At 75.1% G+C, this 24,253-nt stretch carries 21 protein-coding genes; 6 read left to right on the forward strand and 15 right to left on the reverse strand.

The window, feature by feature from the left end; genetic code table 11:
* Positions 1-233: 233 nt before the first annotated feature.
* On the reverse strand, positions 234-1,355 hold the full coding sequence (locus tag ACGF5U_RS30305; protein ID WP_392717923.1) for a DUF2786 domain-containing protein: 1,122 nt from the start codon (positions 1,353-1,355) through the stop codon (positions 234-236).
* Positions 1,356-1,428: 73 nt separating this feature from the next.
* On the opposite strand from ACGF5U_RS30305, the gene ACGF5U_RS30310 reads away from it, so the two are divergent.
* Positions 1,429-1,989, forward strand: coding sequence for a sugar O-acetyltransferase (locus tag ACGF5U_RS30310; protein ID WP_392717855.1), 561 nt, complete (start codon positions 1,429-1,431; stop codon positions 1,987-1,989).
* A 94-nt stretch (positions 1,990-2,083) separates the two neighbouring features.
* Positions 2,084-3,775, forward strand: a complete 1,692-nt coding sequence (locus ACGF5U_RS30315) for a bifunctional 3'-5' exonuclease/DNA polymerase (RefSeq protein WP_392717857.1) — start codon at positions 2,084-2,086, stop codon at positions 3,773-3,775.
* 178 nt (positions 3,776-3,953) lie between these two features.
* Here ACGF5U_RS30315 and ACGF5U_RS30320 read toward each other — a convergent pair whose 3' ends face one another.
* The 4 genes from ACGF5U_RS30320 to ACGF5U_RS30335 all read right to left on the reverse strand — a co-directional run bounded on the left by ACGF5U_RS30320 (position 3,954) and on the right by ACGF5U_RS30335 (position 7,083).
* Positions 3,954-5,231 (reverse strand): hypothetical protein, encoded by a 1,278-nt coding sequence (locus ACGF5U_RS30320; protein WP_392717859.1) that lies wholly within the window; start codon positions 5,229-5,231, stop codon positions 3,954-3,956.
* 107 nt (positions 5,232-5,338) lie between these two features.
* Entirely contained in the window at positions 5,339-5,848 is a 510-nt protein-coding gene (locus ACGF5U_RS30325) for a SigE family RNA polymerase sigma factor (RefSeq protein WP_392717861.1), read from the reverse strand.
* A gap of 285 nt (positions 5,849-6,133) precedes the next feature.
* Positions 6,134-6,523, reverse strand: coding sequence for a rodlin (locus tag ACGF5U_RS30330; protein ID WP_392717863.1), 390 nt, complete (start codon positions 6,521-6,523; stop codon positions 6,134-6,136).
* 170 nt (positions 6,524-6,693) lie between these two features.
* Positions 6,694-7,083: a rodlin gene (locus ACGF5U_RS30335; protein WP_392717865.1), complete on the reverse strand. Its 390-nt coding sequence runs from the start codon at positions 7,081-7,083 to the stop codon at positions 6,694-6,696.
* Between the two features lie 237 nt (positions 7,084-7,320).
* Between ACGF5U_RS30335 and ACGF5U_RS30340 the strand changes: the two genes are divergently transcribed.
* The 3 genes from ACGF5U_RS30340 to ACGF5U_RS30350 all read left to right on the forward strand — a co-directional run bounded on the left by ACGF5U_RS30340 (position 7,321) and on the right by ACGF5U_RS30350 (position 10,048).
* The gene (locus ACGF5U_RS30340) at positions 7,321-7,701 is read left to right on the forward strand and encodes a DUF6479 family protein (RefSeq protein WP_392717867.1); all 381 of its coding nucleotides are present in this window, start codon (positions 7,321-7,323) and stop codon (positions 7,699-7,701) included.
* 259 nt (positions 7,702-7,960) lie between these two features.
* A complete protein-coding gene (locus ACGF5U_RS30345) occupies positions 7,961-9,337 on the forward strand; it encodes a cytochrome P450 (RefSeq protein WP_392717869.1) in 1,377 nt (458 codons plus the stop codon).
* Between the two features lie 477 nt (positions 9,338-9,814).
* Positions 9,815-10,048: a chaplin gene (locus ACGF5U_RS30350; RefSeq protein WP_392717871.1), complete on the forward strand. Its 234-nt coding sequence runs from the start codon at positions 9,815-9,817 to the stop codon at positions 10,046-10,048.
* Between the two features lie 100 nt (positions 10,049-10,148).
* Here the strand turns inward: ACGF5U_RS30350 and ACGF5U_RS30355 are convergent, their stop codons facing one another.
* Positions 10,149-11,489, reverse strand: a complete 1,341-nt coding sequence (locus ACGF5U_RS30355; protein WP_392717873.1) for an NAD(P)-binding domain-containing protein — start codon at positions 11,487-11,489, stop codon at positions 10,149-10,151.
* A 17-nt stretch (positions 11,490-11,506) separates the two neighbouring features.
* Positions 11,507-12,805 carry an ATP-grasp domain-containing protein gene (locus ACGF5U_RS30360; protein WP_392717875.1) on the reverse strand — a complete coding sequence of 433 codons (1,299 nt, stop codon included), beginning with the start codon at positions 12,803-12,805 and terminating at the stop codon, positions 11,507-11,509.
* A gap of 146 nt (positions 12,806-12,951) precedes the next feature.
* On the opposite strand from ACGF5U_RS30360, the gene ACGF5U_RS30365 reads away from it, so the two are divergent.
* Complete coding sequence (locus ACGF5U_RS30365) at positions 12,952-14,370, forward strand: glycoside hydrolase family 26 protein (RefSeq protein ID WP_392717877.1); 1,419 nt, start codon at positions 12,952-12,954, stop codon at positions 14,368-14,370.
* 39 nt (positions 14,371-14,409) lie between these two features.
* Here ACGF5U_RS30365 and ACGF5U_RS30370 read toward each other — a convergent pair whose 3' ends face one another.
* Genes ACGF5U_RS30370 through ACGF5U_RS30405 form a run of 8 tightly spaced genes read right to left on the reverse strand, consistent with a single transcriptional unit; the run spans position 14,410 to position 24,207 of the window.
* Entirely contained in the window at positions 14,410-15,633 is a 1,224-nt protein-coding gene (locus ACGF5U_RS30370; RefSeq protein ID WP_392717879.1) for a GNAT family N-acetyltransferase, read from the reverse strand.
* Entirely contained in the window at positions 15,630-16,298 is a 669-nt protein-coding gene (locus ACGF5U_RS30375) for a lipopolysaccharide biosynthesis protein (RefSeq protein ID WP_392717881.1), read from the reverse strand. The genes ACGF5U_RS30370 and ACGF5U_RS30375 overlap by 4 nt, the downstream gene beginning before the upstream one ends.
* Positions 16,295-17,545 carry a glycosyltransferase gene (locus ACGF5U_RS30380; protein WP_392717925.1) on the reverse strand — a complete coding sequence of 417 codons (1,251 nt, stop codon included), beginning with the start codon at positions 17,543-17,545 and terminating at the stop codon, positions 16,295-16,297. The genes ACGF5U_RS30375 and ACGF5U_RS30380 overlap by 4 nt, the downstream gene beginning before the upstream one ends.
* Before the next feature lie 14 nt (positions 17,546-17,559).
* A complete protein-coding gene (locus ACGF5U_RS30385; RefSeq protein ID WP_392717883.1) occupies positions 17,560-18,273 on the reverse strand; it encodes a polysaccharide deacetylase family protein in 714 nt (237 codons plus the stop codon).
* Positions 18,274-18,325: 52 nt separating this feature from the next.
* Positions 18,326-20,107: a murein biosynthesis integral membrane protein MurJ gene (gene murJ, locus ACGF5U_RS30390; protein WP_392717884.1), complete on the reverse strand. Its 1,782-nt coding sequence runs from the start codon at positions 20,105-20,107 to the stop codon at positions 18,326-18,328.
* A complete protein-coding gene (locus ACGF5U_RS30395) occupies positions 20,100-21,512 on the reverse strand; it encodes an O-antigen ligase family protein (protein WP_392717886.1) in 1,413 nt (470 codons plus the stop codon). The genes murJ and ACGF5U_RS30395 overlap by 8 nt, the downstream gene beginning before the upstream one ends.
* Positions 21,512-23,113 carry a sugar transferase gene (locus ACGF5U_RS30400; protein ID WP_392717888.1) on the reverse strand — a complete coding sequence of 534 codons (1,602 nt, stop codon included), beginning with the start codon at positions 23,111-23,113 and terminating at the stop codon, positions 21,512-21,514. The genes ACGF5U_RS30395 and ACGF5U_RS30400 overlap by 1 nt, the downstream gene beginning before the upstream one ends.
* Positions 23,110-24,207 carry a glycosyltransferase gene (locus ACGF5U_RS30405; protein ID WP_392717890.1) on the reverse strand — a complete coding sequence of 366 codons (1,098 nt, stop codon included), beginning with the start codon at positions 24,205-24,207 and terminating at the stop codon, positions 23,110-23,112. The genes ACGF5U_RS30400 and ACGF5U_RS30405 overlap by 4 nt, the downstream gene beginning before the upstream one ends.
* Positions 24,208-24,253 lie beyond the last annotated feature (46 nt).

Genomic DNA, 24,253 nt, shown 5'->3' on the forward strand with positions numbered 1-24,253 from the left:
GGGGCTCCGGCACGGGAAGGGCTCCCGCCCGGAGAAGGGCTCCCGGCACGGGAAGGGCTCCCGCCCGGAGAAGGGCTCCCGGCACGGGAAGGGCTCCCGCCCGGAGAAGGGCTCCGGCGCGAGGAGGGGAACTCAACCCCCGAGAAGGGCTCCCCCCGGGAAGGGTCCCGCCCGGGTAAGGGCCCCGGGCGGGGAGGCGAGCGCGGCTCGTGCCCCGGCTCGCCTGTGTGGGGTCAGGCGGAGATCTCCGGGGGGCGCGGGCCCGTGTGGGCGGCGTCGGCGGCCGCCCGGCCGTGGACCCAGCCCGCCTCGTCGACCGCGCCCCGCACGCGGGTCGACGTCGTGTGCGGGAACATCCGCTCCGCGTGGTCCGTGACGGCCACGTCCCGCGCGGCCAGCACCGGCAGCAGCGTCGGCTCCTCGGCCGTCACGCGCCGGGCGGTGGACGACAGCCGGTCGCCGATCCGCTGCGCGTACGCCAGCAGGAACGACTGACGGAAGGTCTTCGTACGCTTGCGGCCGCCCGCCCGTACCCCCGCCTCGGCCTTCGTCATCGCGCCCGTCCCCTGGACCAGCAGCGATGTGTACAGCAGCTCCACGACCTCCAGGTCGGGCTCGAACCCGACGACCGTCGAGAACCCGAACGCCTCGTTCCACACCGCGTGGCAGCGGTTCGCCGAGGCGACCGCGTCGAGCAGGATCGCCTTGGCCGTCTCGTACGGCGGGTCGACTCCGACCCGTACGGCGGCGGGCTCGTCGGGGCGGTGCGTGCGCGCCGCGAGCGCCGCCTCGTCCAGGCTGTGCCGCGCCATCAGCTCCTGGGCCTTCGCGGTGAGCGCCTCCGCCTCCTCCGGGTACGGCGTGGCCTCGGCCTTGGCGAGCAGCGCCCGGATCCGGGACAGCGTCCGCGGCTCGCCCGCCACCGGTCCGGCCACCGGTGGCGCGCCGGGTGCCGGACCGACCGGTTCGATCGCGGGCAGCCGGGCGAGCAGCCGGTACAGCTCCAGCACGGCCGTGGCGTACGAGAAGCGGTCGGCGCGCCACGGCCCGGACTCCCCGAGTTCATCGGCCTGGGCGGCCCAGCGCGGCGGCAGCCGGTCGTAACCGGCCAGCTGTCCGGTGATGAGCCCGGCGGCGAGCCGTACGTGCTGGTCGGCGAGGTCCCGGCGGACGAGCCGCACGACGTCGGCGGGCTGCCAGCCGCGTTCCCACGCCCGCCGGACGAGCTCCCGGCCGCGCGCGGCCAGCTCGGCGTCCGCACCGGCGTCGGCCGCGAGCATCGACGCACCGGTGTCGAGAGCGGTGTCGTCGTCCGTGTACAGCACGGCGGACAGGGCACGCTCCACGGTCGTCACGGCCACCTCCCGCCACCTCCACCAGGGCTCCTAGGCTTTCGCCCACCTTAACGAGGGCTCGGAGGGAGCATCGATGGGCGAGCACAAGCGGAGGATGCTGGCCGGCGACTGGTACCTGCCGGACGACCCGGAGCTGGCGGCGGACACCGAGCGGCGGTTCGCGCTCTGCGCGGCGTACAACGCGAACGGCGGCGCCCCGGCGGCCGACCGTACGAGGATCCTCACGGAGCTGCTCGGCTCGCTCGGCGAGGGGGTCCGCGTCCGGCCGCCGTTCCAGTGCGACTTCGGCTATCACATCGGCATCGGCGCCCGGACGTTCGTGAACGTCAACGCGGTCTTCCTGGACGCCGCGCCGATCACCATCGGCGAGGACGCGCAGATCGGCCCGAACGTCCAACTGCTCACTCCCACCCACGAGCTGGACGCGGGAAGGCGCCGGGCGGGCTGGGAGAAGGCGGAGCCGGTGACGATCGGGGACAACGTGTGGCTGGGCGGCGGCGTGATCGTCTGCCCAGGAGTGACGATCGGCGCGGACACGGTGGTCGGCGCGGGATCGGTGGTCACGAAGGACCTGCCGCCGGGGGTGCTGGCGGTGGGGAACCCGGCGCGAGTGATCCGTACGCTGACCCGCTGACCCCACTGACCCCCTGCCCCCACTGACCCCCTGCCCCCCGACGCGCTGCCTTGGTGATCGGCGGCTGTCAGTGCCGGGTGCGAGACTCGCACCCATGAGCGACAGGTGGGCGGTCGAGGGGGTCGAGGGCGGCGGGGCGCGGCTCGTCCCCCTCGGTCCCGACGGCCTGCCCACCGGCCCGGTGCGGACCGAACCGGATCTGGCGGAGGCGGTCGGGTCCCGCCCGGAGGTCGGCCGCTGGGTGTGGCGGTCCACGGCCGGTCTCTACCCCCGGCTCCTCGCGGCGGGCGTGCGGGTCGAGCGGTGCTACGACGTCGAGGCGGCGGAACAGCTGCTGCTGGGCCACGAGGGACGGCTCGGCGAACCGCGTTCGGCGGCCGCCGCGTGGGCGCGGCTGCACGACCGCCCCGTACCGGCCGATCCGCCGCAGCGGGCGGCCGAGCCGAGCGCTCAGTCGTCGCTGTTCGAGGCGCGGGCCGCCGGGCCTGAGCTGCCGTTCGAGGCCCTGGTGGAGGTGTACGCGGAGCAGCAGCGAAGACACGCGGCCGCCGAGCACCCCGACCGTATGCGGCTGCTGACAGCGGCCGAGTCGGCGGGGACGCTGGTGGCCGCCGAGATGCACCGGGCGGGCCTGCCGTGGCGGGCCGATGTGCACCGGGCGGTGCTGCACGAGCTGCTGGGCGAGCGGTACGCGGGAGGTGGGGAGCCGCGCCGCCTGGCGGAGCTGGCGGACGAGGTGTCGGCGGCGTTCGGCCACCGGGTGCGGCCTGACCTGCCCGCCGACGTCGTGAAGGCGTTCGCGCGGGCCGGCGTCAGGGTCCGGTCGACGCGGCGCTGGGAGCTGGCGGAGATCGACCATCCGGCGGTCGAGCCGCTCCTCGCGTACAAGACGCTGTACCGGATCTGGACGGCGCACGGCTGGAGCTGGCTGCAGGACTGGGTCCGCGACGGACGGTTCCGCCCCGAGTACCTGCCGGGCGGCACGGTCAGCGGGCGCTGGACGACCAACGGCGGCGGTGCCCTGCAGATCCCGAAGGTGATCCGGCGCGCGGTCGTCGCCGACGAGGGCTGGCGGCTCGTCGTCGCGGACGCCGACCAGATGGAGCCGCGGGTGCTGGCGGCGATCTCCCGCGACCCGGGGCTGATGGAGGTGGCCGGTCATGACGACGACCTGTACACGCGCCTGTCGGACCGGGCGTTCTCGGGCAGCCGTGATCACGCGAAGCTGGCGCTGCTGGGCGCGATCTACGGGCAGACCAGCGGTGACGGGCTGAAGAACCTGGCGGCACTGCGCCGGCGGTTCCCCCGGGCGGTGGCCTATGTGGACGACGCGGCGAAGGCGGGCGAGGAGGGGCGGCTCGTCCGCACCTGGCTGGGCCGTACGAGTCCGCGCGCGGCGGGCGCGGGCGAACCCGACGAGGCCGGCATCCCGCAGGAGGACACGGCCCCGGCGGCCACGGACGACGGGTTCACCCCCGGGTACGCGTCGGTGAACGCCCGGGCGCGCGGCCGGTTCACCCGTAACTTCGTCGTGCAGGGCAGCGCGGCCGACTGGGCGCTGCTGATGCTGGCCGCGCTGCGCCGGGCCACCGCCGGGATGCGTGCCGAGCTGGTGTTCTTCCAGCACGACGAGGTGATCGTGCACTGCCCGGCGGATGAGGCGCCGGCGGTCGCCGAAGCGATCCGCGCGGCCGGTGACCTGGCAGGGCGGATCGCGTTCGGGGACACACCGGTGCGGTTCCCGTTCACGACGGCGACGGTGGAGCGCTACGCCGACGCGAAGTAGGGGCAGGCACCGGCCCCCGTGCGCGCCCGTCGGCATGGCCCCGTGCCCGTGCCGACGGGCGCGCACGATGAGATCCGGTCCGGCCCCGCCGAGGAAGACCCGCCCCGCCGAAGGAGGCCCCGGCCGCCGGGGCGCTCCGGCCCGCCGAGGACGGTCCAACCCGCCGAGGACGGTGCCGCTACTTCTTCAGCTTCAGCCAGCGGTCGCTGGTGGCGATCGCCTGCAGCTGCTCCATGCTCAGCGCGGGCTCCGCGCGGGTGGCGGGCTCGTGCTGGGCGCCCGTGTTGAACGCGGACACGACGACCCGGTAGCCGTCCGGGCGCATCGTGTCGACGCTCCACCAGACGACGGCCGCCTTCTCGCCTGTCTTCCGCGCGACGGCCACCTTGGTGCCGTCGGGCAGCGTGGTGTACGCGCCCGGCTGGAACAGCTGGTCGGCGACGTCGCTCATGTCGGGCTGCGCGTTGACCTGGATCAGGGACTTCCCCTTGCCGTCGTCCACCACGGCGTACGCGAACTCGCCGTCGTGGCTCTCGGCCGTCACGTCGAGGTCCTTGGGCAGCAGCGACATGAACGTGGGCCCGACGCCCGCCGCGTCGAACCGGAAGCCCCGCCCGTCCCCGTCGCCGGGCGTACCGTCACCCACCCCGGCGGATGCCGGCTCCCCGTCATCGCCCGGCTTCTTCGCGTCGCCGGCGTTCCGCAGGCTGTCCAGGACGGGCTCCCACTTCCCGGACGTGACGAGCGCCTTCATCTGCTCGGGGCTGAGCGGCGGTTCGGGCCGGGTGACCGCCGCGCCCTTCTGGGCGGGCGCGTTCCACTCGCTGGCGTCGATCACCAGGCCGTCCTTCAGGAGCAGGGTGGCCCGCCAGTTCTTGGTCTCCTCGCGCTTGTCCGGATACTCGTACCCCTGGAGCATCACCAGCCGGGCGCCGTTCGCGAGTGTCTCGGCGGTGCACGCGTCGTACGGCGTGAACACCTTGTCCGGGCAGTCGGCGAAGCCCGCGTCCGTCCCCGGGGAGCGGAAGAAGCCGACCCCGATCGCGGCCTTGCCCTTCCCGTCGTCGAAGACGCCGCTCACCATCGGGCCGAGTTCGGCGTCGGTACCGCGGGCGGTCGTCCCGGTCAGCTCGCCCTGCGGCAGCAGCTCCTTGAAGAGGGTGATGAGGTCGGCGGATCCGACCTTCCCGTCGCCCACCACCACCTGGCCGACCGGCGTCGGTGCCGCGGCGACCGACGCGTCACCGCCCTGGCCGAGCGTGCCGTTCAGATAGGCACCGCCGACCCCGACCAGCGCCAGGGCCAGGGCGCTGCCGGTCACCGCGGTGACCCGTCGGCGCATCACCCGGCGGCGGCCCCTGGCGACCCCGCCGGTCACGAGCCCGTTGCCGTCATCGGTGGTGAAGCTGTCCCCCGTGCGGCGCATGGCGGCGCCGAGTTCTTCGTCGAAAGGCATGGTGAACCCCAACTCCGATCGTGGTCACTGAATGAAACGCCTGGCGGAGAGCGGAAGGCGGGCGCGAGGCCGGTACGGGACGAGTGACGGGCCCAGGGGGCGCGCCCCTAGCGGGCGGCGAACTCGGCTATGGTGCCGCCGAGTTGTTCCCTGAGCCGGCCCAGGGCCCGCACCGACCGGGTGCGTACGGCGGCGGAGCTGACCCGCATCGCCTCGGCGGTCTCCTCGATGCTGCGGTCCTCCCAGTACCGCAGCACCACCACCGCCCGGTCCTTCGGCGCCAGGGTGGCGAGCGCGTCGAGGAGCGCGATCCGCAGCTCCGGGTCGTCGCCTGGTGCCTGCGCGGTGTCGGGGAGTTCCCCGAGCGGCCGCTCGTCGGACGAGCGGCGCCGCCGGTGCGTGAGGAACGTCCGTACCAGCACCGTCTGGGCGTACCCGGCCGGGTTGTCGACCCGGGACACCCGGCCCCACAGGGCGTACATCCGGCCGAGCGTCTCCTGCACGAGATCCTCGGCGAGATGGGTGTCGCCGCTGGTCAGCAAGCATGCCGACCGGAACAGATGACCTGCCCGCGCCGCGGCGAACTCCATGTACGCCTCCGTACGGGACCGTCTCATGCCCTCCCCCTTCGTCCCCCGTGGCCGTCCCCCACCTCTTTGACGCGACGACCTCCGCAGAATGTTTCATCCGTCTCCGCGGAGAGTTTCGTCCGTGCCGGACACGGACGTGGGCGGGCCCCGCACCCGTGGATCGGATGCGGGGCCCGCCCATGCGCTCCCGTGGAGACCGGCCGCCCGGCCGCGTCAGTCGCGGCGTTCGCGTCAGTCGCGGCGTTCGCGTCAGTCGCGGCGTTCGCGTGAGACGCGCGAGTCGCGCCAGCCGCGTCTGTCGCGTCTGTCGCGTCAGTCGACGGCGACGGCGCCGTTCTCGGAGATGACGTTCTCCAGGATGTGCGACAGGGCGCTGTCGCCCTTGACCGCCGTGGAGCTCTCGGCACACTGCTGGTCCTGCGTGTCGTTCAGGATGTCCTGAACGCCGACGTTGACCAGGGCGACGATGTTCTGGACATCGGCCTGGATCGGGATGCCGAGGCACGGCTTGTTCAGGGTGCCCTGAACGAGGCCGATCTGCGGGCTCATGTAGCCGCCGGTGACCGTGTTGCCGTACTGCTGCTTGGCGAAGTTGCCGTTCTGCGTGTCGACACCGTGGTCGCCCACGGCCACGGCCATCGGAGCGCCCGCACCCAGGACGGCCGCAGCGACACCGGCGGTAGCCAGAACCTTCTTGATCATGGTCGATCCTTCTCGTCGAGAGACCCGGCGTCCGGGTCGTCCTGCCGCACCCCCACGTGGGGCGCATAGGTCTTGTTCAGTAGAGGGGGCGTGACCGGCCTGCCCGGCGGTCACGCGGGGACGGCCCGCACGACGGCGCTCGCGCATCGTGCGGGCCGACCGGTCCGGCGTCAGTCGACGGACGCGGCGCCGTTCTCGGAGAGGACGTTCTCCAGGATGTGCGACAGGGCGCTGTCGCCCTTGACCGCGGTGGAGTTCTCCGCGCACTGCTGGTTCTGCGTGTCGTTGAGGATGTCCTGAACACCGACGTTGACCAGGGCAACGATGTTCTGGACGTCGGCCTGGACCGGCAGACCCAGGCAGGGCTTGTTGAACGAGCCCTGGATGAGCCCGATCTGCGGGCTCATGTATCCACCGGTGTAGGTGTTGCCGTAGGACTGCGTGGCGAAGTTGCCGTTCTGCGTGTCGACGCCGTGGTCGCCCACGGCGGCGGCCATCGGCGCACCAGCACCGAGGACGGCGGCGGCGACACCAGCGGTAGCCAGAACCTTCTTGATCATTACGTGATCCTTCTCGTCGAGAGACCCGGTGCTCGGGTCGCTCTGCCCAACACCGCCGCGCTGTTTAAGTTGCGCCAGGTCACCCGAAGAGCGCAATCCATGAATACCGGCTCAGCTTATTAATGACGATAGTTTTGACGCGCGGATACGGGGTCCTCGTGTCGCCCGGAGAAGTCACCGCCGAAACACATGTGTGATTCCACGACTGACTCCCCGACCGAGGGGTACGGGTATTCCATGGAAGCTCTCATCACGTACGCCGCGGAATTCGCCGCGAGGGACCATCTCGTCGGTATCGGCCCACTCGTCGCGGGCATCTTCCTCGTGGGGTTCCTCATCGGTGCCTTCTGGCTGGGACGGCGCATCAGGTCCCGGGAGCCGGCGGCGCCCAAGCCGGACGAGCAGCCGCATAGGCCGCCCGACGCCGGACTGCCCGGTGAGGCGGAGGGCCACCGCAGGCCCGCCGAGCTCACCGAGCGGGAGGACCGGCTCATGCCGTACGAGCTGAAGCACGAGAACACCGAACCGGACACGTCACCCGTCTCCGAGTCGGACCAGAAGTGGCGCGGCGCCTCCAGCGGCGGCTTCGGCAGCGGCGGCCCCACCACCGGCAGCTGACGGCACCCGAGGGCCGGCCCGGCGCCCCGGGCCGGCCCACCGGCCCCTTCCTCCGTGCGACTCCCGGGTCACAGTCCCCTCCGGCCCGGGAGCCGCTCCCGTGCGCCGGGGCTCCAGAGCTCCAGAGCCGCCGGACCCCCGGGCCGCCGGACCCCCGGGCCGCCGGAGCGCCGGAGCCCCGAAACGAGCCCCGCACCCCCCTGACCCGCCCGCCCCACCCGTGTCGTTTCGGGGCAACCGGCGGGGGCACTCGGCGGCTATGACCAGTACGGACAGGTCGACCCCGAGGTCCGCTCGCTCACCCGATCGGGCCTCGGCCCGCGACACGGCACGGATCGCCGCCGTGCTGGTGGCCCCCACCCTCGCGGCCGGCGTCGTCCTCCGGCGCCGCACCGGTATGGCCCTGGCCGAGCGGTACGCGGTCGACCGGCGCGCCACCGAGCTGCTCCGCGACCTGCGCGCGCGGTACGGTCCGGGTCCGCTCCGCCTCGATCTGGGGGGACGGCACTTCGCCGTGGTCCTCCGTCCGGGTGATGCCACGCGCGTTCTCGACGACACGCCCGACCCGTACTCCCCGGCGACCCGGGAGAAGCGGGCGGCGCTGGAGCAGTTCCAGCCGCACGGGGTGCTCATCTCGCGCGGCACCGACCGTGTCGAGCGGCGCGCCTTCAACGAGGCGGTGCTGGAGACCGGCAACCAGCTGCACAGCCTGGCCCCGCGCCTGGTGCGCACCGTCCGCGAGGAGGGCGGGGCGCTCCTGGCCGCCGTCCTGGCCGACGACGGCGACCTCGACTGGGACACGTTCGCGCTCGCCTGGGACCGCATGGTGCGCCGGCTCGTACTCGGCGACGCCGCCCGCCAGGACACCGCGCTGACCGCGATGCTCGCCCGGCTGCGCGCCGCCGCCAACTGGTCCGTCGCCGCCCCGCGCCGTACCGGCCTGCGGGACCGCTTCGAACGGCGCCTGCGCGACCACGTCGGGCGCGCCGAGCCCGGCAGCCTCGCGGGGGTCCTCGCGAGCACCCCGGCCGGGCACGGCACCGATCCGGCGGGCCAGGTGCCGCACTGGCTGTTCGCGTTCGACGCGGCGGGCATCGCCGTCTTCCGTACGCTCGCCCTGCTGTCGACGCACGCCGCGCAGGAGAAGCAGGTGCGCAACGAGCTCGCGGTCACCGATCTCACCGAGCCGCGCCTCCTCCCCTATACCCGCGCCTGTGTGCTGGAGACGCTGCGCCTGTGGCCGACCACCCCGTTCGTGCTCCGCGAGTCGGTACGGGAGACGGACTGGGGCGAGAGCGCAGGCACGCTGCCCCCGGGCACCGAGTTCCTGATCTACGCCCCGCTGTTCCACCGGGACGACGCCCTGCCGTACGCGGACCGGTTCACGCCGGAGATCTGGCTGGACGGGACGGCGCAGGACACGCAGGGGCTCATCCCGTTCAGCGCGGGTCCCGGCGCCTGCCCCGGCGAGGACGTGGTGCTGCTCATCACGTCCTCGCTGCTCGCCGCGCTGCTGGAACGACACGCCCATCTGCTGGAGCGCCCCGGCCGGCTGCGGCCCGACCGGCCGCTGCCCCGCACGCTGGACCACTTCGGCCTGCGGTTCACGACGGTACCGGCACCTCCTCACTGGTAGTGACGGGTACGGGACGGACAGCTGTGACATGATGCGAGAGCCTCGCCAAGCTGTGAACGGAAGGGTCGGCATGGCTCAAGGCGCCGGAAAATGGCAGCGCGTTCCCCTCATTCCTCCGAGCAGGCGGGCGGCTGACCCGAGCGCCGAAGCCGCCCCTCTCTATTCGTCGCTCGCCCGCGAATGGCGAGCACTCGGGCGCACCGTCCCGGGCGCCCAGGACCACGAGTGGGACGCGCTGATGGCGCGCCCCGTCTGGCCCGGCCGCTGAAATCACGCCATCCGCCGCCGTGCTCTCCTCCCGTGCGGCGTGGGCCAGTTGGCGGTCGGCGTTCGAGTGAATCGATTGCGCCGACAGCTCGACTGGTGTCTTTTGGCTTTCGTATTCGTTGTGATATTCGCGACGGAAGCCGGGCCTCACCGGGGCTCGTGGGTCACGAAATCCGTGGCAAGACTTCCGCTGTGGGAAAGGAAGCCAAAATGAAGTGCAAGAAGGCTGCGGTGCTGGCCGCCGGTTTCGTCATGGCGATGGGTGCGGCCGCTCCGGCTTTCGCGGACGCCGACGCCGAGGGCGCCGCCGTGGGTTCCCCGGGCGTCATCTCGGGCAACGTCGTCCAGGTGCCGGTGCACATCCCGGTCAACATCTGCGGTAACAGCGTCAACATCATCGCGCTGCTCAACCCCGCGTTCGGCAACGTCTGCATCAACGACTGACGCGACACACGGCGAGCCGGTCCCGGAGGACGCTCCGGGACCGGCTTTCGCGTGCCCGGCCGTGGACCGACCGCCGCGCCACGGCCGCGCGGCGGCGGGCTCAGCCGCTCGCGCCGACCCTGCCGTCCGCCGCGCCCCTGCCCGCCGGCTCGTCCCCGGCGCGGGCCCTGTCCAAGCCCGGCGCGACGTCCCGGCCGGGGGTCACGTCCCGGTCCTCCGGCGGGGGCGCGGGCGACGGCGGAGACGGGGCCCGCAGCCGCCGCTCGACGCCGCGCACGAGCCGCTCGGCCGTGTAGGCGGCGCCGTACACGAACCGCATGGCCGGGCCGTAGGACGGCGCGGTAAGCAGCCCGGCCAGGAACAGCCCCGGGAACGACGACTCGAACAGGGCGCCCGCCTCGGGGGCACCGGTGCCATCGACGGTACGGAGCAGTTCGCGCAGCGGCTCGCTCAGCAGGCCCACCCGGTCCAGGCGGGGTGCGAAGCCGGTCGCGGCGATGACATGGTCGGTCTCCAGCGTGGCGGGCGGGCTCGCCGGGCCGGCGACCGTCAGCCGCAGCCGGTCGCCGGCGGGTTCGGCGGCGACGACGGCACGGCCGAGCCGTACGTCCGCGACGGCCTCGAACCGGTGCCTCAGCCACCAGGCGCCGGCCGGCCCGAGCGCGGTGGTGAAGAGCCGGGTGCGGGTGGCGGGCGGCAGCCGCCGGAACAGCCCGGGGGTCCGCGCGTACAGCCAGTTCTGCCAGCCGCAGCCGAGCCCGGTGTGCGGGGCGAGGACGGCCTCCCGGCGGGGGCGCCGCAGCGACGGCGGGACGGTGTTCCAGTTCAGCCGGTCCGCGCGGGCGACGATCCGGGCGCGGGCGCCCCGCTCGGTGAGGAGGACGGCGGTCTCCAGCGCGGCCTGCCCGGCACCGATCACGGTGACGTCCCGGCCGGCGAAATCGCTCAGGTCGCTGTGGTGGCAGCTGTGCGACAACCGCTCCGGGGGCAGGTGCCGCAGCTCGTGCGGGACCTGGACGAACGGCATGACACCGAGGGCCAGGGCCACCGTCCGGGCCTGGACCGTCTCGCCGTCGTCCGTCGTGACGTCGAAGCCGCCGTCCGGGCGCGGGTGGACCGAGGCGACGGTGCGCGGGTCGACGGGCGGGACGGCCCGGTGGGCGAACCACTCCCCGTACGCGGCGAAGAAGCTCACCGGCAGCGGTACGCCGTGCTCCGCGCGCACCCGGCGGGTCGCGGCGTACGCGGCGAGGCCGTACGCGCCCGCCGGGTCGGAGAGGTCCGACGCCCACGGCTCGGACTTCAGGAACATGCCCGGCGGCATGGCGTGCCAGGCGCTCATCACCTGGCCGAAGACCCGCACGTCCAAGCCCTGGGCCACCGCGTGCGCGGCCACCGAGAGCCCGTAGGGGCCCGCGCCCACCGTCACCAAGTCGTACATCCAGCCCACCACTTTCGTCATCGTCGGGGAGAAGGGGTCACGGACACGGCCGCGGGCGCCGGCAGGGCGGGCCGTGGCACCGGCCGGCGGGCGTCCCAGGCGCGGCGCAGCGCCCGCACGGCCCGCCGCAGCAGATGCGCGGTCCACGCCCACGCCATCGCGAGGGCCGGGACGGGGTCGTCGGCGGCGCACCAGGCCGCCTCCAGGCCCCCGGGGCCGGTGCGCGCGGAACCCGTCCCGCCGCGGGGCCTCGGGGAGACGAGGACGGACAGGGCCGCGTAGTTCTCGACCACGAAGCCGCGCCCGTAGGAGGGGGCCAGCCCGGGAACCGGCCGCCCCGTCAGGTCCAGGTGCAGGGCCCGCACCACGTCGAGGCCGGACGCGTCGGTGAACAGCCGGAACTGCGCGCCGGGCCGGGGGTTGAAGTCCAGCAGGTGGTACGTGCCGGTCGCCGGGTCCAGCCGGAAGTCGAGGTCGGCGATGCCCCGGTAGCCGAGCGCCGCGACGAGGCCGCGCGCCAGCCGCTCGACCTCCGGATTGGGCAGCCAGACGCCCACCGCCGTCAGCCCCGCCCCGTCGGGCCACGACCGCAGCTTCCGCCCGGTGGCCGCGACACCGCAGCGCCCCTGGCGGTCGCAGTACGCGTGGAAGAACCAGTCCAGGCCGCGCCCCTCGGGGAGCAGCCGCTGCAGCAGGAGCCGGCTGCCCGCCCGGTCGCTCAGCTCGTACAGGTCGCGGACCTCCCGTGCCGAGCGGGCGACGGTCGTGCTGCGCAGTCCGCCGCCCGCGGGCAGCAGCCACGGGCGGCTCCACTTCGCCACGACGGGCAGGCCCAGCGACCAGGCCATCGCGGCCGCCTCGTCGGCGCAGCCGGGCACGAGCGTGCGCGGGTGCGGAATGCCGAGGAGCCGGCACGTCTCGGCCAGCTCCGCCTTGTCGGCCACCCGCGCGGTGAGCCCTGACGGCTGCTCAGGCAGCAGGAAGGCGCCGGGCCCGCCGCCGGGCCCGCGCAGCTCCTCCAGCGCGAGCGCGGTGACGTCGTCCATCGGTACGAGGACGGCGGGTTCCCCCGCGAGCGCGTCGGCGACCCGGTCGAGCGCGCGGCGAAGGCCCGTCAGGTCGCGTGGCTCGGGGGCGGGATGGCAGCGGCGTACGTACCGGGAGCGGGCGAGGGGACCGGCCGGTTCCTCGACCACGGCGTGCACCGGCACGCCCGCCCGGCCCAGGGAGCGTGCCGCGCCCAGGGTGCCGTGGTGGAAGGGGTTCCGGTCCAGCCGCATGAGCACGGCGGCGACGCGAGTGTCAAAGCACGGCACGGCATGTCCTCGTCTCGGTGCCCCGATCGGGCGATGAAATCCACTGATGGGCTAGGAAAAGCCGGGGCCGAATTCCCGATCGGCGCAATAGGAATACTTTTGAGCCATGCGACGGACGGGACCGGGCGCCTGACGAAGGAGCGGACATGGGCAAGGCAATCGGGAACGCGAAGACGACGATCGCCTGCCTGGGGGTGTTCACCGCCGGTCTCCTGGTCTCGGGTTCTGTCGTGCCGTCACCGGTCCATGCCATGGAATCCCCGACGGCCCGCGACCCGGTTTCCTCGGGCGAGACGGCACTCGGCGCCTACCTGCACTACGGGCCGCGCGGAGTGCAGCGCATGACGGAGTTGCAGAAATGGCTCGACGGCACGGAGCTGCGCGTCGGCCACACCTATCTGCCGGGAGACCGGTGGTCCAACATCGCGGGAAAGCCCGCGTTCCTCGACGCGTGGGCGGAGTGGCGGCGGGCGCGGGAGGACCGGCTCCTGGTCCTCAACGTGCCGATGATGGAGCGCAACGAGAGCCCGCTGCCGGACGGCCTGGTCCGCGCGCTGCTGCGGCGCGGCGCCGACGGGCTGTTCGACCACCACTTCCGGGCCCTCGCCGAGCGGCTCGTCCGGCTCGGCGTCGAGGACACGGTGATCGTGCTCGGATGGGAGATGAACGGCTCCACGTACAGCCACCGCTGCGGCCCTGACCCGGCGGCCTGGAAGACGTACTGGAAGCGCATCGTCACCACCATGCGTGAGGTGCCCGGCCAGAAGTTCCGCTTCGACTTCGCCCCGAATCGGGGTCGGGACGCCATTCCGTGGACGGAGTGCTATCCCGGTGACGACGTCGTCGACATCGTGGGGATGGATTCCTACGACCAGCCGCCGGGCAGAACTTTCGACGAGCAGGCGAACGAGCCTTACGGGCTACGGGACCATGTGCGATTCGCCGCAGCTCACGGCAAGGCTATCTCGTATCCGGAGTGGGGCCTGTTCCGAAACGGCGACAATCCGGAGTACATGCGCCGCATGCTGGAATGGATCGACGAGCACAAACCGCTGTACCACACGATCACCGACTACTGCCCGCACGGCGTCTGGCAGTGCCGTGACAATCCGAAGTCGTCCGAGGTGTTCCGTACGATGCTTTCCGGCCGCGTTCCCGTGCCCCAGCCGACCGAGCCGGCCCCCACCGAGCCGACGCCGAGCGAGCCCGTCCCCACCGAGCCGGTGCCGACCGAGCCGGTGCCGACGCCCACCGCGCCCGCGCCGACGGACCCGACGCCGAGCGAGCCGGTGCCCACGGACCCGACGCCCACGCCGGAGCCGACCGAGCCGGCACCGACCCCGGAGCCGACCGAGCCCCTGCCGACACCCGAGCCGACGGAGCCGCTGCCGACCCCGGAGCCGACCGAGCCGACGGCACCGGAGCCGGTACCGACCGAGCCCCTGCCGACCGAACCGGCACCGCCGCCCGCGTGCAAGCCGGTCCAGCTCGCCTCCTGGATCGAGAAGCTGCTCGGCGGGAAGGTGTGCGTCCGCTGGGACTGGTGGCCCCGGCCGCGCTCCTGACCCGCGCGCCCCGGGAGCGGTGGCGGAGGCGACGGGCCGTCACCTTCCGCCGCCGCGCCGGAGCCTGCGGGCCCACGGCCGGTCCCGCAGCCGGTCGGCGGCCCAGCGGCGCCCGCCCGCGTACACCGCCCGCAGCCAGAGCACCGGTGCGGTGCGCCGGCGGGCCAGCATCAGCCGCCGGTTGGTCACGGGCTCCGGGCGCCAGTGGTGCTTGTACGGCTCCTCACCGCGCAGCAGGCTGAGCACGGGCCGGCCGCTCCCCGCGCTGATCCGGGTGCCGTTGCGCAGCAGCAGGGTCGCCATGTCCACCTTCAGCGAGCGCAGCACCGGGTCCGCGCCGTACAGATAGCCGCCCGACAGCAGCGGTGACAGCAGCGTGAGGTCCACGGCCACCACCGCGCCGCCCATCCGGAACTCGGTCACCCGCGCCTCCCCGGCGGCCGCCATCGCGGTCACGGCCCGTTCGAGGTGCGCGGCGAACCGGTCGCTGAGGTGCTCCGCCGTCACGCCCCGCCCCGCCCACTGCCGTTGGTGCAGCTCCAGCAGCCGCCGCAGGGCGCGCGGCACCTCGGCCGCCGGTACCGGCCGCGCCTCGATGCCCTCCTTGTCGAGCTTGCGCAGCTTGGACCTGGCGCGCTGGCGGCGGGATGCGGGCAGCCGGTCGACCAGCTCGCCGACGGGCAGGGCGGGCAGTTCCAGGCAGATGGAGTCGGCCAGGGCGCGGCGCGGGCCCCGCCAGCCCGCGTGGACCCGTTCGGCGGCGCCGCCTGGGCGGACCTCCCGCAGGTCGATCACGGCGGTGCGGGCCAGCCGGGCGAGTTCGCCGGACAGCGCGGGCACCGCCTCGGCGCAGCCGTCGTCCACGAGGACGTCGCAGTAGTCGGTGAGGGTGCCGCCGAGGGGGGCGAGGACCGGTACGGGGCCCGGCACCCGCCACAGCGGCGCTGCGGCGACGAGCAGCCCGTCGCGGCGGACGAGGACGACCCGCAGCCGTCCCCGGCCGCCGTACGAGAGCCACCAGGAGTGCAGCCAGGCGTGCGACTGGAACGGCGTGGCGGACCGGCAGCGGCGGCACAGATCGGCCCACTCGGCGGCGAGGGCGCCGAACTCCTCGTCGTCACGGCAGACGGACGCGGTGGTACGGGACGAGGCGGCGGGTGAGCTGTCGCCCCTGCGGGCGGCGGTACGGCCCGGGGCCTTCCGCTCGTCCAGGTCCGCGCCGGGCAGCGCGGCGCGGGTCGCGGCGGTGCGCGGCGCGGTCATACGGCCTCCGGCTGGGGCGCCGCGCCGGCCGTCGGGCCGGGCACGGAGACGTACCGCTCGTCGGAGCGGCGGCGGGCCGGGCGGACCAGCAGGGCGAGACCGCCGAGCAGGCCGCCCGCGCTCGCGCCGACCAGCGCGGAGAGCGGGGTGGACGGGGATACGGGGGCGACCGGCCGGGTCGCCCGGCTGAACTGGAGGACCCGCACGCCGGTGCTCGTCTGGGTGTGCGAGCCCTTCTCCACGAGGGCCCTGGCCACGCTGTCGGCCAGGGCGACGGCGGTCAGCGGGCGCGGGGACAGTGCGGTGATGGAGATCATCGGGGCGTCCGGCGACGTCGCCGTCCGCACGCTCGCCCGGAGCACGGCCGGTGACACCCCGGCGGAGACGGCCGCGTCGCCGGTGACGGCGATGTCGGTGGCGACGCGTCCGTACGCCTGCGCCAGGCCCATCGCGGCCGCCGGGTCGGAACGTTCGCCGGGGGCGAGGACGACATAGCTGGTCGCGGCGTACTCCGGGGTCTTCAGCAGCCCGTACGTGCCACCGGCCGTGGCGCCCAGCAGCACGGCGGCGGGGACGACCGCCCAGCGGCCGGGCCGCTTCATCCGGGACACCCGGCGGGTGAACCGGCCGAGCCGGCGGCGTACGGAGAAGGGTCGGAGGGTCATCGGCAACTCGCTTCGTCGTAGAGGGTCATGAGCTTCCGGGCGCTGCGGGCGATGTCGTAGCGGTACGCGGCGGGCGGCACCGGCAGGCGCGCGCGGCCCGGGGCGGCGGCGCCCGGCGGCGGGGTGGCACCCGGCGGCGGGGTGGCGCCCGGCGGAAGGTCGGCACCCGGCGGCGCGGTGGCGCCCGGCGGGGAGTCGGCGCCCGGCGGCGGGTCGGCGTCGCGCAGCTCGCGCAGGGCGGCCGCCACATCGGCGACCGACCCGCCGATCCGGCGCGCCCCGGGCGCGTCGCCGGGCGGCAGGTCGTCGAGCGCGGGGCAGGCGACGTACCGCACCGGCAGCCCGGCGGCGAGCGCCTCGACGATCGCGAGCCCGAACGCCTCGTCGGCGGAGGTGGACACGAACGCGTCCATGGCGCTCAGCAACGCCGGCAACCCGCCGGGGTCGCCGCCCGCCCGCGCCCCGCCGTGGGCCGCGCCCGCATCGGGCACGGCGCCCGCCCAGACCACGCGCTCCGCCGCTCCGCACGCGCGGGCGACCTGCTCCAGGCGGCGCCGTTCCACGCCGTCGCCGACCAGCAGCAGCCTGGTGCCGGGCACCTCCGCCACCGCCCGGACGAGGGTGTCGAACCGCTTGCCGGGGACCAGCCGCCCCACGCCGCCCACGACGAACGCGTCCGGCGGGAGGCCGAGTCGCCGCCGGGCGTCCCGCCGCGCCGCCGGGTCGAACGCGAAGCGGGCCACGTCGATGCCGTTGGGCACGACCCGGACCCGCGCGGGCGGCACGCCCCACTCGGTGAGGCGCCGCGCCACGGTGTCGGAGACGGCCACCGTGGACGTGCCGAGCCGTTCGCCGGCCAGGTACAGGGCGCGGGCGCCGGAGCTGAGCGGCCGGCCCTCGATCTGCGCGGCGCCCAGCGAGTGCTCGGTGGCGATCACGGTCCGTACCCCGGCCAGCCGGGCCGCGAGCCGCCCGTACAGACAGGCCCGGTAGAGGTGGGTGTGGACGACGTCGAAGCGGCCGCGCCGGATGAGCCGGGTCAGCCGGGGCAGCGCCGTCAGGTCGCGGTTGCCGCGCATGCCGAGGTGCGTGACGGGCACGCCGTCCGCGCGGAGTCCGTCGGCGACCGGGCCGGGGTTGGTGAGCGTGACGACGCTGCTGCGGACCGGCAGATGGGGCAGGAGCAGCCGCAGTTGCTGCTCGGCGCCGCCGATGCCGAGACCCGTGATGACGTGCAGGACCTTCATGCGGCTCATGCGGCTCATGCGGCGGGCACCGGAGCCGGCAGGTCGGCTGGGCCCCGGCGGCGCAGCGCGTGCAGCCGGCGCTTGGCGTGCAGCCGCCAGGAGGTGTCCCGTTCGCCGATGTGGACCCGGGGCAGCGCGTGGACGCCGCTGAGGCCGTCCGGCGGGTCGATGGCGCAGCCGTAGCCGTAGCCCGCGTCGCGGACGGCGGCGACGGCACGGGCGTCGATGTGCCCGTACGGGTAGCAGAACCCCTCCGGTGCGGTGCCCGTGAGGGTACGGAGCAGCTCGCGGCTGCCGTGGACCTCCTCGCGCAGGGCGTCGTCGTCGGCGCCGGGCAGCGGGACGTGGAGCATCCCGTGCGAGGCGACCTCCATGCCTGCGTCGGCGCAGCGGCGGACGCCGTCCTCGGTGAGCAGCGGCTTGCGCGGGCCGAGCACGTCCCAGTCGTTGGCGCCGCCGAGCCTGCCGGGCAGTACGAACACGGTGGCCGTGCAGCCGTGGCGGCGCAGCAGCGGCACGGCCCGGTCGAGGAAGTCCGCGTAGCCGTCGTCGAAGGTGAGGCCGACGAGCCCGCGGGCCTCGCCCCGGGCGGTGGCCCGCAGCAGTTCGGCCACACCGACGCCGCGCAGCCCCCGGTCGCGCAGCCAGCGCAGTTGCCGGTCGAGCCGGTCGGGTGTGACCGTCACGCGGTAGGGGTCGTCCCTGTCGGTGTCGACCGAGTGGTACATCGCGATCCAGGGCGGTGCGGGCCGGCGGAGCGGGGTCGGTCGGCGCGGTGACCTACGGGGCATGGGGCGGCCTTCGGAGTGCGGAACGGATCGGGGCATGGACCACCGGGGCCCGCAGGACGCAGGCGGTGGCGAGGAAGACGACGGTGACGGCGGCGAACGTCAGCGCCACGCTCACCGGCAGCGGTCCGGGGGCGAAGAACGCGGCCACCACCCCGCCGAAGGTGGCGGCGACGGCGGCCACGACGAACCGGGAGAGGCCGGCGACCAGGCGGCCGGTGGACAGCGGGATGTGCTGCCGCCGCACACCGAGCAGGAGCAGCGCGGCGGACAGGGTGATGCCGACGGCGTTGGCGGCGGCGATGCCGACCGCGCCCCAGAGCCCGGCCAGGGCCTGGCCCGTCGTGGCGGTCACGGCGATGCCGCACATCATGGCGGCGGCCGGGTACCACAGCGGGCGGGACGCGGAGAAGTAGCAGCGGACGAGCGCGCCGACAAGGGTCTGGCCGAGCAGCCCGAGTGCGTAGACGCGCATGACGGCGGCGGTCGCCTCGGTGTCGGCGGTGTCGAACGCGCCGCGCTGGAAGAGCAGTTCGATGATCTGGGGGGCGGCGGCCAGCAGGGTCGCGGCTCCGATGAGGACGACGACGCCCGCGAGCAGCAGGTCCCGTTCGGCGCGGCGCCGGGCGGTGTCGGTGTCCCCGGCCGCCATGGCGCGGGCGACGACCGGGAAGCTGACGGTGCACAGCATCAGCGACAGCACCATCGGCAGCTGCGCCACCTTCTGCGCGTAGTTGAGGTGCGAGATGGCCCCGGCGGGCAGCGGCGCCGCGAGGAACCGCTCGACCAGGACCTGCGACTGGCGGCTGACGGCGAAGACGATGACGGGGGCGAGCAGGGCCAGGCTCACGCCCGCGGCCGCCGGGCCGTGGGCCGGACCGGTGGCAGAACCGGTGGCAGGGCCGGTGGCAGGGCCGGGGCCCGCCCGCCCGGTGATCGCCGGCGCGGCGGTTCTCGGCCCGCCGACCGTACGCGACCCGCCGACCGTGCTGGGCCCCGCGATCGTGCTCGGCCCGCCGATCGTGCTCGACCCGGCGATCGTGCTCGGCCCGCGCCCGCCGCGCCGTTCCCGCAGCCGCCGCCGCAGCGCGGGCAGCTGGACCAGCACCATCAGCACCCCGCCGACAGCGACCCCGGCGGCGGCCGCCCGCACGCCCCACAGGGGCCCGAGCAGCACGACGGCGGCGATGATGCCGGTGTTGTACGCGACGTAGATCGCGGCCGGCACGAGGAACCGGCCGTGGGCGCGGAGCGCGGCGCTGAAGTACCCGGCGAGCGCGAACGACAAGACGCAGGTGGCGGTGAGCCGCGTGCAGTCCACCGCGAGCCCCTGCTCGGGAAGTCCGGGCGCCAGCAGCGGTACGAGGACGGGCGCGCCGAGCACGAGCAGCACGGCGGTGGCGGCGGCGATCGCGGTCGCCTTCGGGAGGGTGGCGCGCACCAGCGCGTGCACCGGGTCGGGTGCGGTGCGGCCGGCGGCCCTGTGGGCGAGGGCGGCGCTGAACGCGGGCACCAGGATCAGCGCCATGGCGTCCTCGATGAGGAGCGTGGCGGCGAACTCGGGAACGGTCCAGGCGACCAGGAACGCGTCCGTCTCGGTGCCGGCGCCGAACAGGTGGGCGAGCAGCTGGTCGCGTACCAGGCCCAGCAGGGCCCCGGCGGCGGTGAGCCCGGCCGTGACGAGCGCGGCCCGCGCCAGGAACCGGTTGGACGGCGCCCACGACCGGGGCTCAGCCGCCGGGGCCCGGCCCTGCGGGCGCACGGTGTCAGCCATGGTCGCCCTCCGTGCCCGGGGCCAGCGCCCACCAGGCGGCCAGGCCGATGACGACGGCGGTGAGCACCGTCGACGGGCCGCCGATGTCGGCGTACGCGAAGTCGACCAGCTGCCAGACGAGCAGGCCGACCGCCGGCAGCGCGCAGGCGAGGTCCCGGCCGGGACCGGCGCGCCGGGCGGCGGGGATCCGCCGCAGCCCGCACACCAGCAGGGCCAGCCAGCCGCCCGCGAGCGCGAGCACGCCGAGCAGTCCCTGTTCGCCGAGGATCAGCAGGTACATGTTGTGCGGGGACAGCAGCGCCTGCCGCTGGAAGCCCCGGCCGGCGCCCGCCGTGTCGCTGCCGGACGACAGGGCGAGGGACGCGTTGCCGTCCCGGTACGCCGGGAAGCCCTTGAGGCCGACGCCCGTGACGGGTTCGGCGCTCCACATCCGGGCCGCCGCCGCCCACATGGTGTACCGGTCGGTGACGGACCGGTCGGGGGCCGCGGTGACCTGCGTGATGCTGGTGAGGCGTTCCTGGACCATCGTGGACCCGATGCCGAACCCGCCGACCAGGACGACGCAGGCCGCCGCGACCGCGAGCCCGGCGCGGACCGCCCTGCGCGGCCCCGCCAGGGCGAGCTGCGCCGCGCACGCGATGACCGTGGCGATCCAGGCGCCCCGGCTGAACGACACGACGAGCGGGAACACCAGCAGGCCCGCGCAGACGAGCGCCGCCGTGCGGGCGCGGCCGCGGTCGGGTGCGCCGAGGGCGAGGCCCACGGCGGCGACGAGCCCGTACGCGACGACGGTCGCCATGCCCATCACGTCGGTGGGGCCGAACGTGCCGACGGCACGGATGTCCTCGCCCATGTAGGAGGCGCCGGTGCCGGTCAGGTACTGCGTGGTGCCGATGGCGCCCTGCGCGAGGGCGAGGGCGACGAAGGCCCAGGCGACGACGGCGAAGTCCCGGCGCGTCCGCACGAGGAGGACGACCGAGGCGGGTACGAGGACGAAGACCTGCAGGTAGCGGGCGAATCCGGGCAGCGCGGCGGCCGGGTCGTGGGAGGCGATGGCCGCGGCGCAGACGCCGAGCACCGGCAGGCCGAGGACGACGGCTGCGGTGCGGGTCAGCGGCCGCACGCGGGCGCGGGCGACCCGGACGAGGCACCAGCCGACGAGCACGGCGGACGCCGCGTCGGCCAGGGTGCCCCAGCCGCCGCCGACGCCGCCTCCGGCCCCCGCCTCCGCTCCGGCTGCGAAGGGCCCGAGGCCGGGCGGTACGAGGAGCAGCGCGACGACCGCGAGGAGCGGCGCCAGGTGGGCGGACTCCACCACCGGCGCCCACCGCGCCGCCGGGACGAACCGCGCCCCCGCCGGGCCGCCGAGCGCGGCCGGGCCCCCGAACCCCGCCTGAGCGGTCATCAGCTGCCCGCCGGACGGAACAGGGTGGCGGCCGTGCGCAGCAGGATGCACACGTCCTGCCAGAGGGACCAGTGGTCGATGTAGTGGTTGTCGAAGCGGCACCGGTCCTCGATGGAGGTGTCGCCGCGCAGCCCGTGGACCTGGGCGAGCCCGGTCAGCCCGACGGGCATCCGGTGCCGGGCCGCGTATCCGGGGTGCACGCGGCTGAACTGGGCGACGAAGTAGGGGCGTTCGGGGCGCGGGCCGACCAGGCTCATGTCACCGCGCAGCACGTTCCACAGCTGGGGCAGCTCGTCCAGCGAGGTGCGGCGCAGCAGCGTGCCGACGACGCTCATCCGGTCGTCGTGGGCGACGCTCCACCGGGTGGCCGCCTCCTCGTCGTCGTCGGGGCGCAGGGTGCGGAACTTCAGCAGCGTGAACAGCCGGCCGTCCTGGCCTACGCGTTCCTGGTGGAAGAGGACTCCGGGCCCGTCGGCCAGCCGGACGGCGAGCGCGCACAGCAGCAGGAGCGGCCAGGTCGCCGTGAGCAGCAGCCCGGCCACGGTGACGTCGAGGATCCGCTTGGGCAGCCGCCCCCGGTACGCGGGCGGCGGCTCGATGCGCCGGCACGCGTACCCCCACAGGTGCTGGCTCATCGGCACCGGCGCGGTGTCCACGTCCTGCGCGGCGGTGCCGCCCGCCCGCCCCGGGGCGGCGACGAGCCAGGTGGCGCAGCCGTAGTGGCGGAGCAGCGTGACGAGGTCGGCGCGGTGTTCGCCGTCGTCCCCGGCGAGGAACAGGGCCTCTCGGACGCTGTTCTGGATGACCGCCCGGTGGATCTCCTCGGCGGTCGTCAGCAGCGGCAGCTGCGGCGCGCCCGGACCGGTGTCCTGGCGGGTGCCGGGCTGGGGGATGTCGTGGGCGGGCGCGACGATGCCCACCGGCCGGATGCCGTACTCGGCGTGCCGGGCGAGGGTCGCGGCGAGCCGCTGCGCTCCCTGCGCGGGGCCGATGACGAGCGCGGAGCGTGGGTGGGACCGTGCCGACGTGCGCCGCCGGTGGTGGATGACGGCTCGGCACCCGCACACGAAGGCGAGGTGTGCGGCGTACGCGGCGGCGAGCGTCGCGGGGCCGGGGGACCGCGTGGGCGAGAGCGCCGCGAGCAGCGCGGCGGCGGCCGTCCAGGCGATGGCCGCCCGCCCGGCGATGGCGGGCAGTTCGTCCAGTACGGAGGCGACGGCGGCGGGCCGGTACAGCCCGGCGTGCGCGTTGAGCGCTACCAGGCCCGTCGTGAGCTGCATCAGCAGGGCCGCGTCCCGCTGCCCGGGGGCCAGCACCAGCGCGGCGAGCAGGACGGCGGCGCAGTCGGCGGCGACGAGCGAGGAGGTGAAGGGCGGCGCGGGCGCCCGGCGGGGTGGCGGGAGGGCCACCCGGTCGGCGGCGCCGCGCGGTCGTGCGACGGCGGTGGCGCGGTTGCCGCGCCCGGCCGCCGTCCGCGTGCCCGTGCCCGAGCCCGCGTCCGCGCCTGTGGTCCCGCCGGTGCCTGTGCCGCTCGTGCTGGTGCCGGTACGCGTCCCGGCACTCGTACCGGTGGTGGTCTCGCTGGTGCTTTCGGTGGTCACTGAGGAATCGGCTCTCTGAGCTCGCGGTACCGCGGGGCGGCCACCTCGCGGTACACGTCCGCGAGGGCCGCGCCGGCGCGCCGCACGTCGAATCGGCTGAGTACGTGCTGATGGGCCTGGCGGCCCAGGACCTGCCGCAGGATCGGCCGCTGGAGCAGCCGGGTCAGGGCGGCGGTGAGGGCGGCCGGGTCGCCCGGGGGGACCAGGCAGTGCGCCGCGTGGCCCGGCGGGAGGCTCTCGCGGGCGCCGTCCACATCCGTGACGAGGACGGGGCGGCCGCTGGCCATGGCCTCCAGCGGGGCGAGCGCCATGCCCTCCCAGCGGGACGGCAGGACGACCAGGTCGGCGGCCCGGTACCAGGGCGCGGCGTCGTCGACGGCGCCCGCGAACAGGACGGAGGCGGGGGCGGCGGCCCGCAGCCCGGCGGCCGACGGGCCGTCACCGACCAGGACGAGCCGGGCTTCCGGGATCCGCGCGACGACGGAGGGCCAGGCGTCCAGGAGCAGGTCCTGGCCCTTCTGCCGGCACAGCCGCCCCACGCACACCACGACGGGCGCTGAAGGGCCGAGCTGCGGGTGGAGGGTCGCCCGGGTGGCCGCCCGGTCCGTGGTGACGCCGAACCGGGCGACGTCCACACCGTTGTGGATGACGGACCAGGGCGCGCGGACGCCCGCGCTCTCGCCGCGCCTCCGCTCGGCCTCGCTGACGCAGACGACGCGGTGGGTCCAGCGGGCGGCCCAGCGTTCCCAGCGCAGGGCGAGCGCGGCGGTCGCCCCGTCGACGGCCTCGAAGGACCAGGCGTGCGGCTGGTACACGGTGGGCACCCGGCCGCGTACGGCGAGCCGGGCGGCCAGCCCCGCCTTCGCGCTGTGCGCGTGGACGAGGTCGGGCCGTACGAGGGCGACGAGTCCGGCGACGCGGCGGCTCTCCGGCACGACGTTCCGGCCGGGTTCGCGGCAGGCGGGCCAGGGCAGCGGCTCGCCGCCCCGTTCCCGGACCGCGGCGGCCAGCGGCGTACCGGGAGGGCAGGCGACGACGGCCCGCATGCCCTGCGCCACCTGGACGCCGATCACATCGGTGACCACACGGGCCACGCCGCCGTCGCCTGGCTGGACAACATGCAGTGCGGTGAAGGGGGGA

Source organism: Streptomyces sp. NPDC047886, assembly GCF_043204435.1.
GTDB lineage: Bacteria > Actinomycetota > Actinomycetes > Streptomycetales > Streptomycetaceae > Streptomyces.

Coding starts and splice junctions, on each gene's coding strand:
- ACGF5U_RS30310 (WP_392717855.1), top strand. CDS start 1,429: ATGGGCGAGCACAAGCGGAGGATGCTGGCCGGCGACTGGTACCTGCCG.
- ACGF5U_RS30315 (WP_392717857.1), top strand. CDS start 2,084: ATGAGCGACAGGTGGGCGGTCGAGGGGGTCGAGGGCGGCGGGGCGCGG.
- ACGF5U_RS30320 (WP_392717859.1), bottom strand. CDS start 5,231: ATGCCTTTCGACGAAGAACTCGGCGCCGCCATGCGCCGCACGGGGGAC.
- ACGF5U_RS30325 (WP_392717861.1), bottom strand. CDS start 5,848: ATGAGACGGTCCCGTACGGAGGCGTACATGGAGTTCGCCGCGGCGCGG.
- ACGF5U_RS30330 (WP_392717863.1), bottom strand. CDS start 6,523: ATGATCAAGAAGGTTCTGGCTACCGCCGGTGTCGCTGCGGCCGTCCTG.
- ACGF5U_RS30335 (WP_392717865.1), bottom strand. CDS start 7,083: ATGATCAAGAAGGTTCTGGCTACCGCTGGTGTCGCCGCCGCCGTCCTC.
- ACGF5U_RS30340 (WP_392717867.1), top strand. CDS start 7,321: ATGGAAGCTCTCATCACGTACGCCGCGGAATTCGCCGCGAGGGACCAT.
- ACGF5U_RS30345 (WP_392717869.1), top strand. CDS start 7,961: ATGACCAGTACGGACAGGTCGACCCCGAGGTCCGCTCGCTCACCCGAT.
- ACGF5U_RS30350 (WP_392717871.1), top strand. CDS start 9,815: ATGAAGTGCAAGAAGGCTGCGGTGCTGGCCGCCGGTTTCGTCATGGCG.
- ACGF5U_RS30355 (WP_392717873.1), bottom strand. CDS start 11,489: ATGTACGACTTGGTGACGGTGGGCGCGGGCCCCTACGGGCTCTCGGTG.
- ACGF5U_RS30365 (WP_392717877.1), top strand. CDS start 12,952: ATGGGCAAGGCAATCGGGAACGCGAAGACGACGATCGCCTGCCTGGGG.
- ACGF5U_RS30370 (WP_392717879.1), bottom strand. CDS start 15,633: ATGACCGCGCCGCGCACCGCCGCGACCCGCGCCGCGCTGCCCGGCGCG.
- ACGF5U_RS30375 (WP_392717881.1), bottom strand. CDS start 16,298: ATGACCCTCCGACCCTTCTCCGTACGCCGCCGGCTCGGCCGGTTCACC.
- ACGF5U_RS30380 (WP_392717925.1), bottom strand. CDS start 17,545: ATGAAGGTCCTGCACGTCATCACGGGTCTCGGCATCGGCGGCGCCGAG.
- ACGF5U_RS30385 (WP_392717883.1), bottom strand. CDS start 18,273: ATGTACCACTCGGTCGACACCGACAGGGACGACCCCTACCGCGTGACG.
- murJ (WP_392717884.1), bottom strand. CDS start 20,107: ATGGCTGACACCGTGCGCCCGCAGGGCCGGGCCCCGGCGGCTGAGCCC.
- ACGF5U_RS30395 (WP_392717886.1), bottom strand. CDS start 21,512: ATGACCGCTCAGGCGGGGTTCGGGGGCCCGGCCGCGCTCGGCGGCCCG.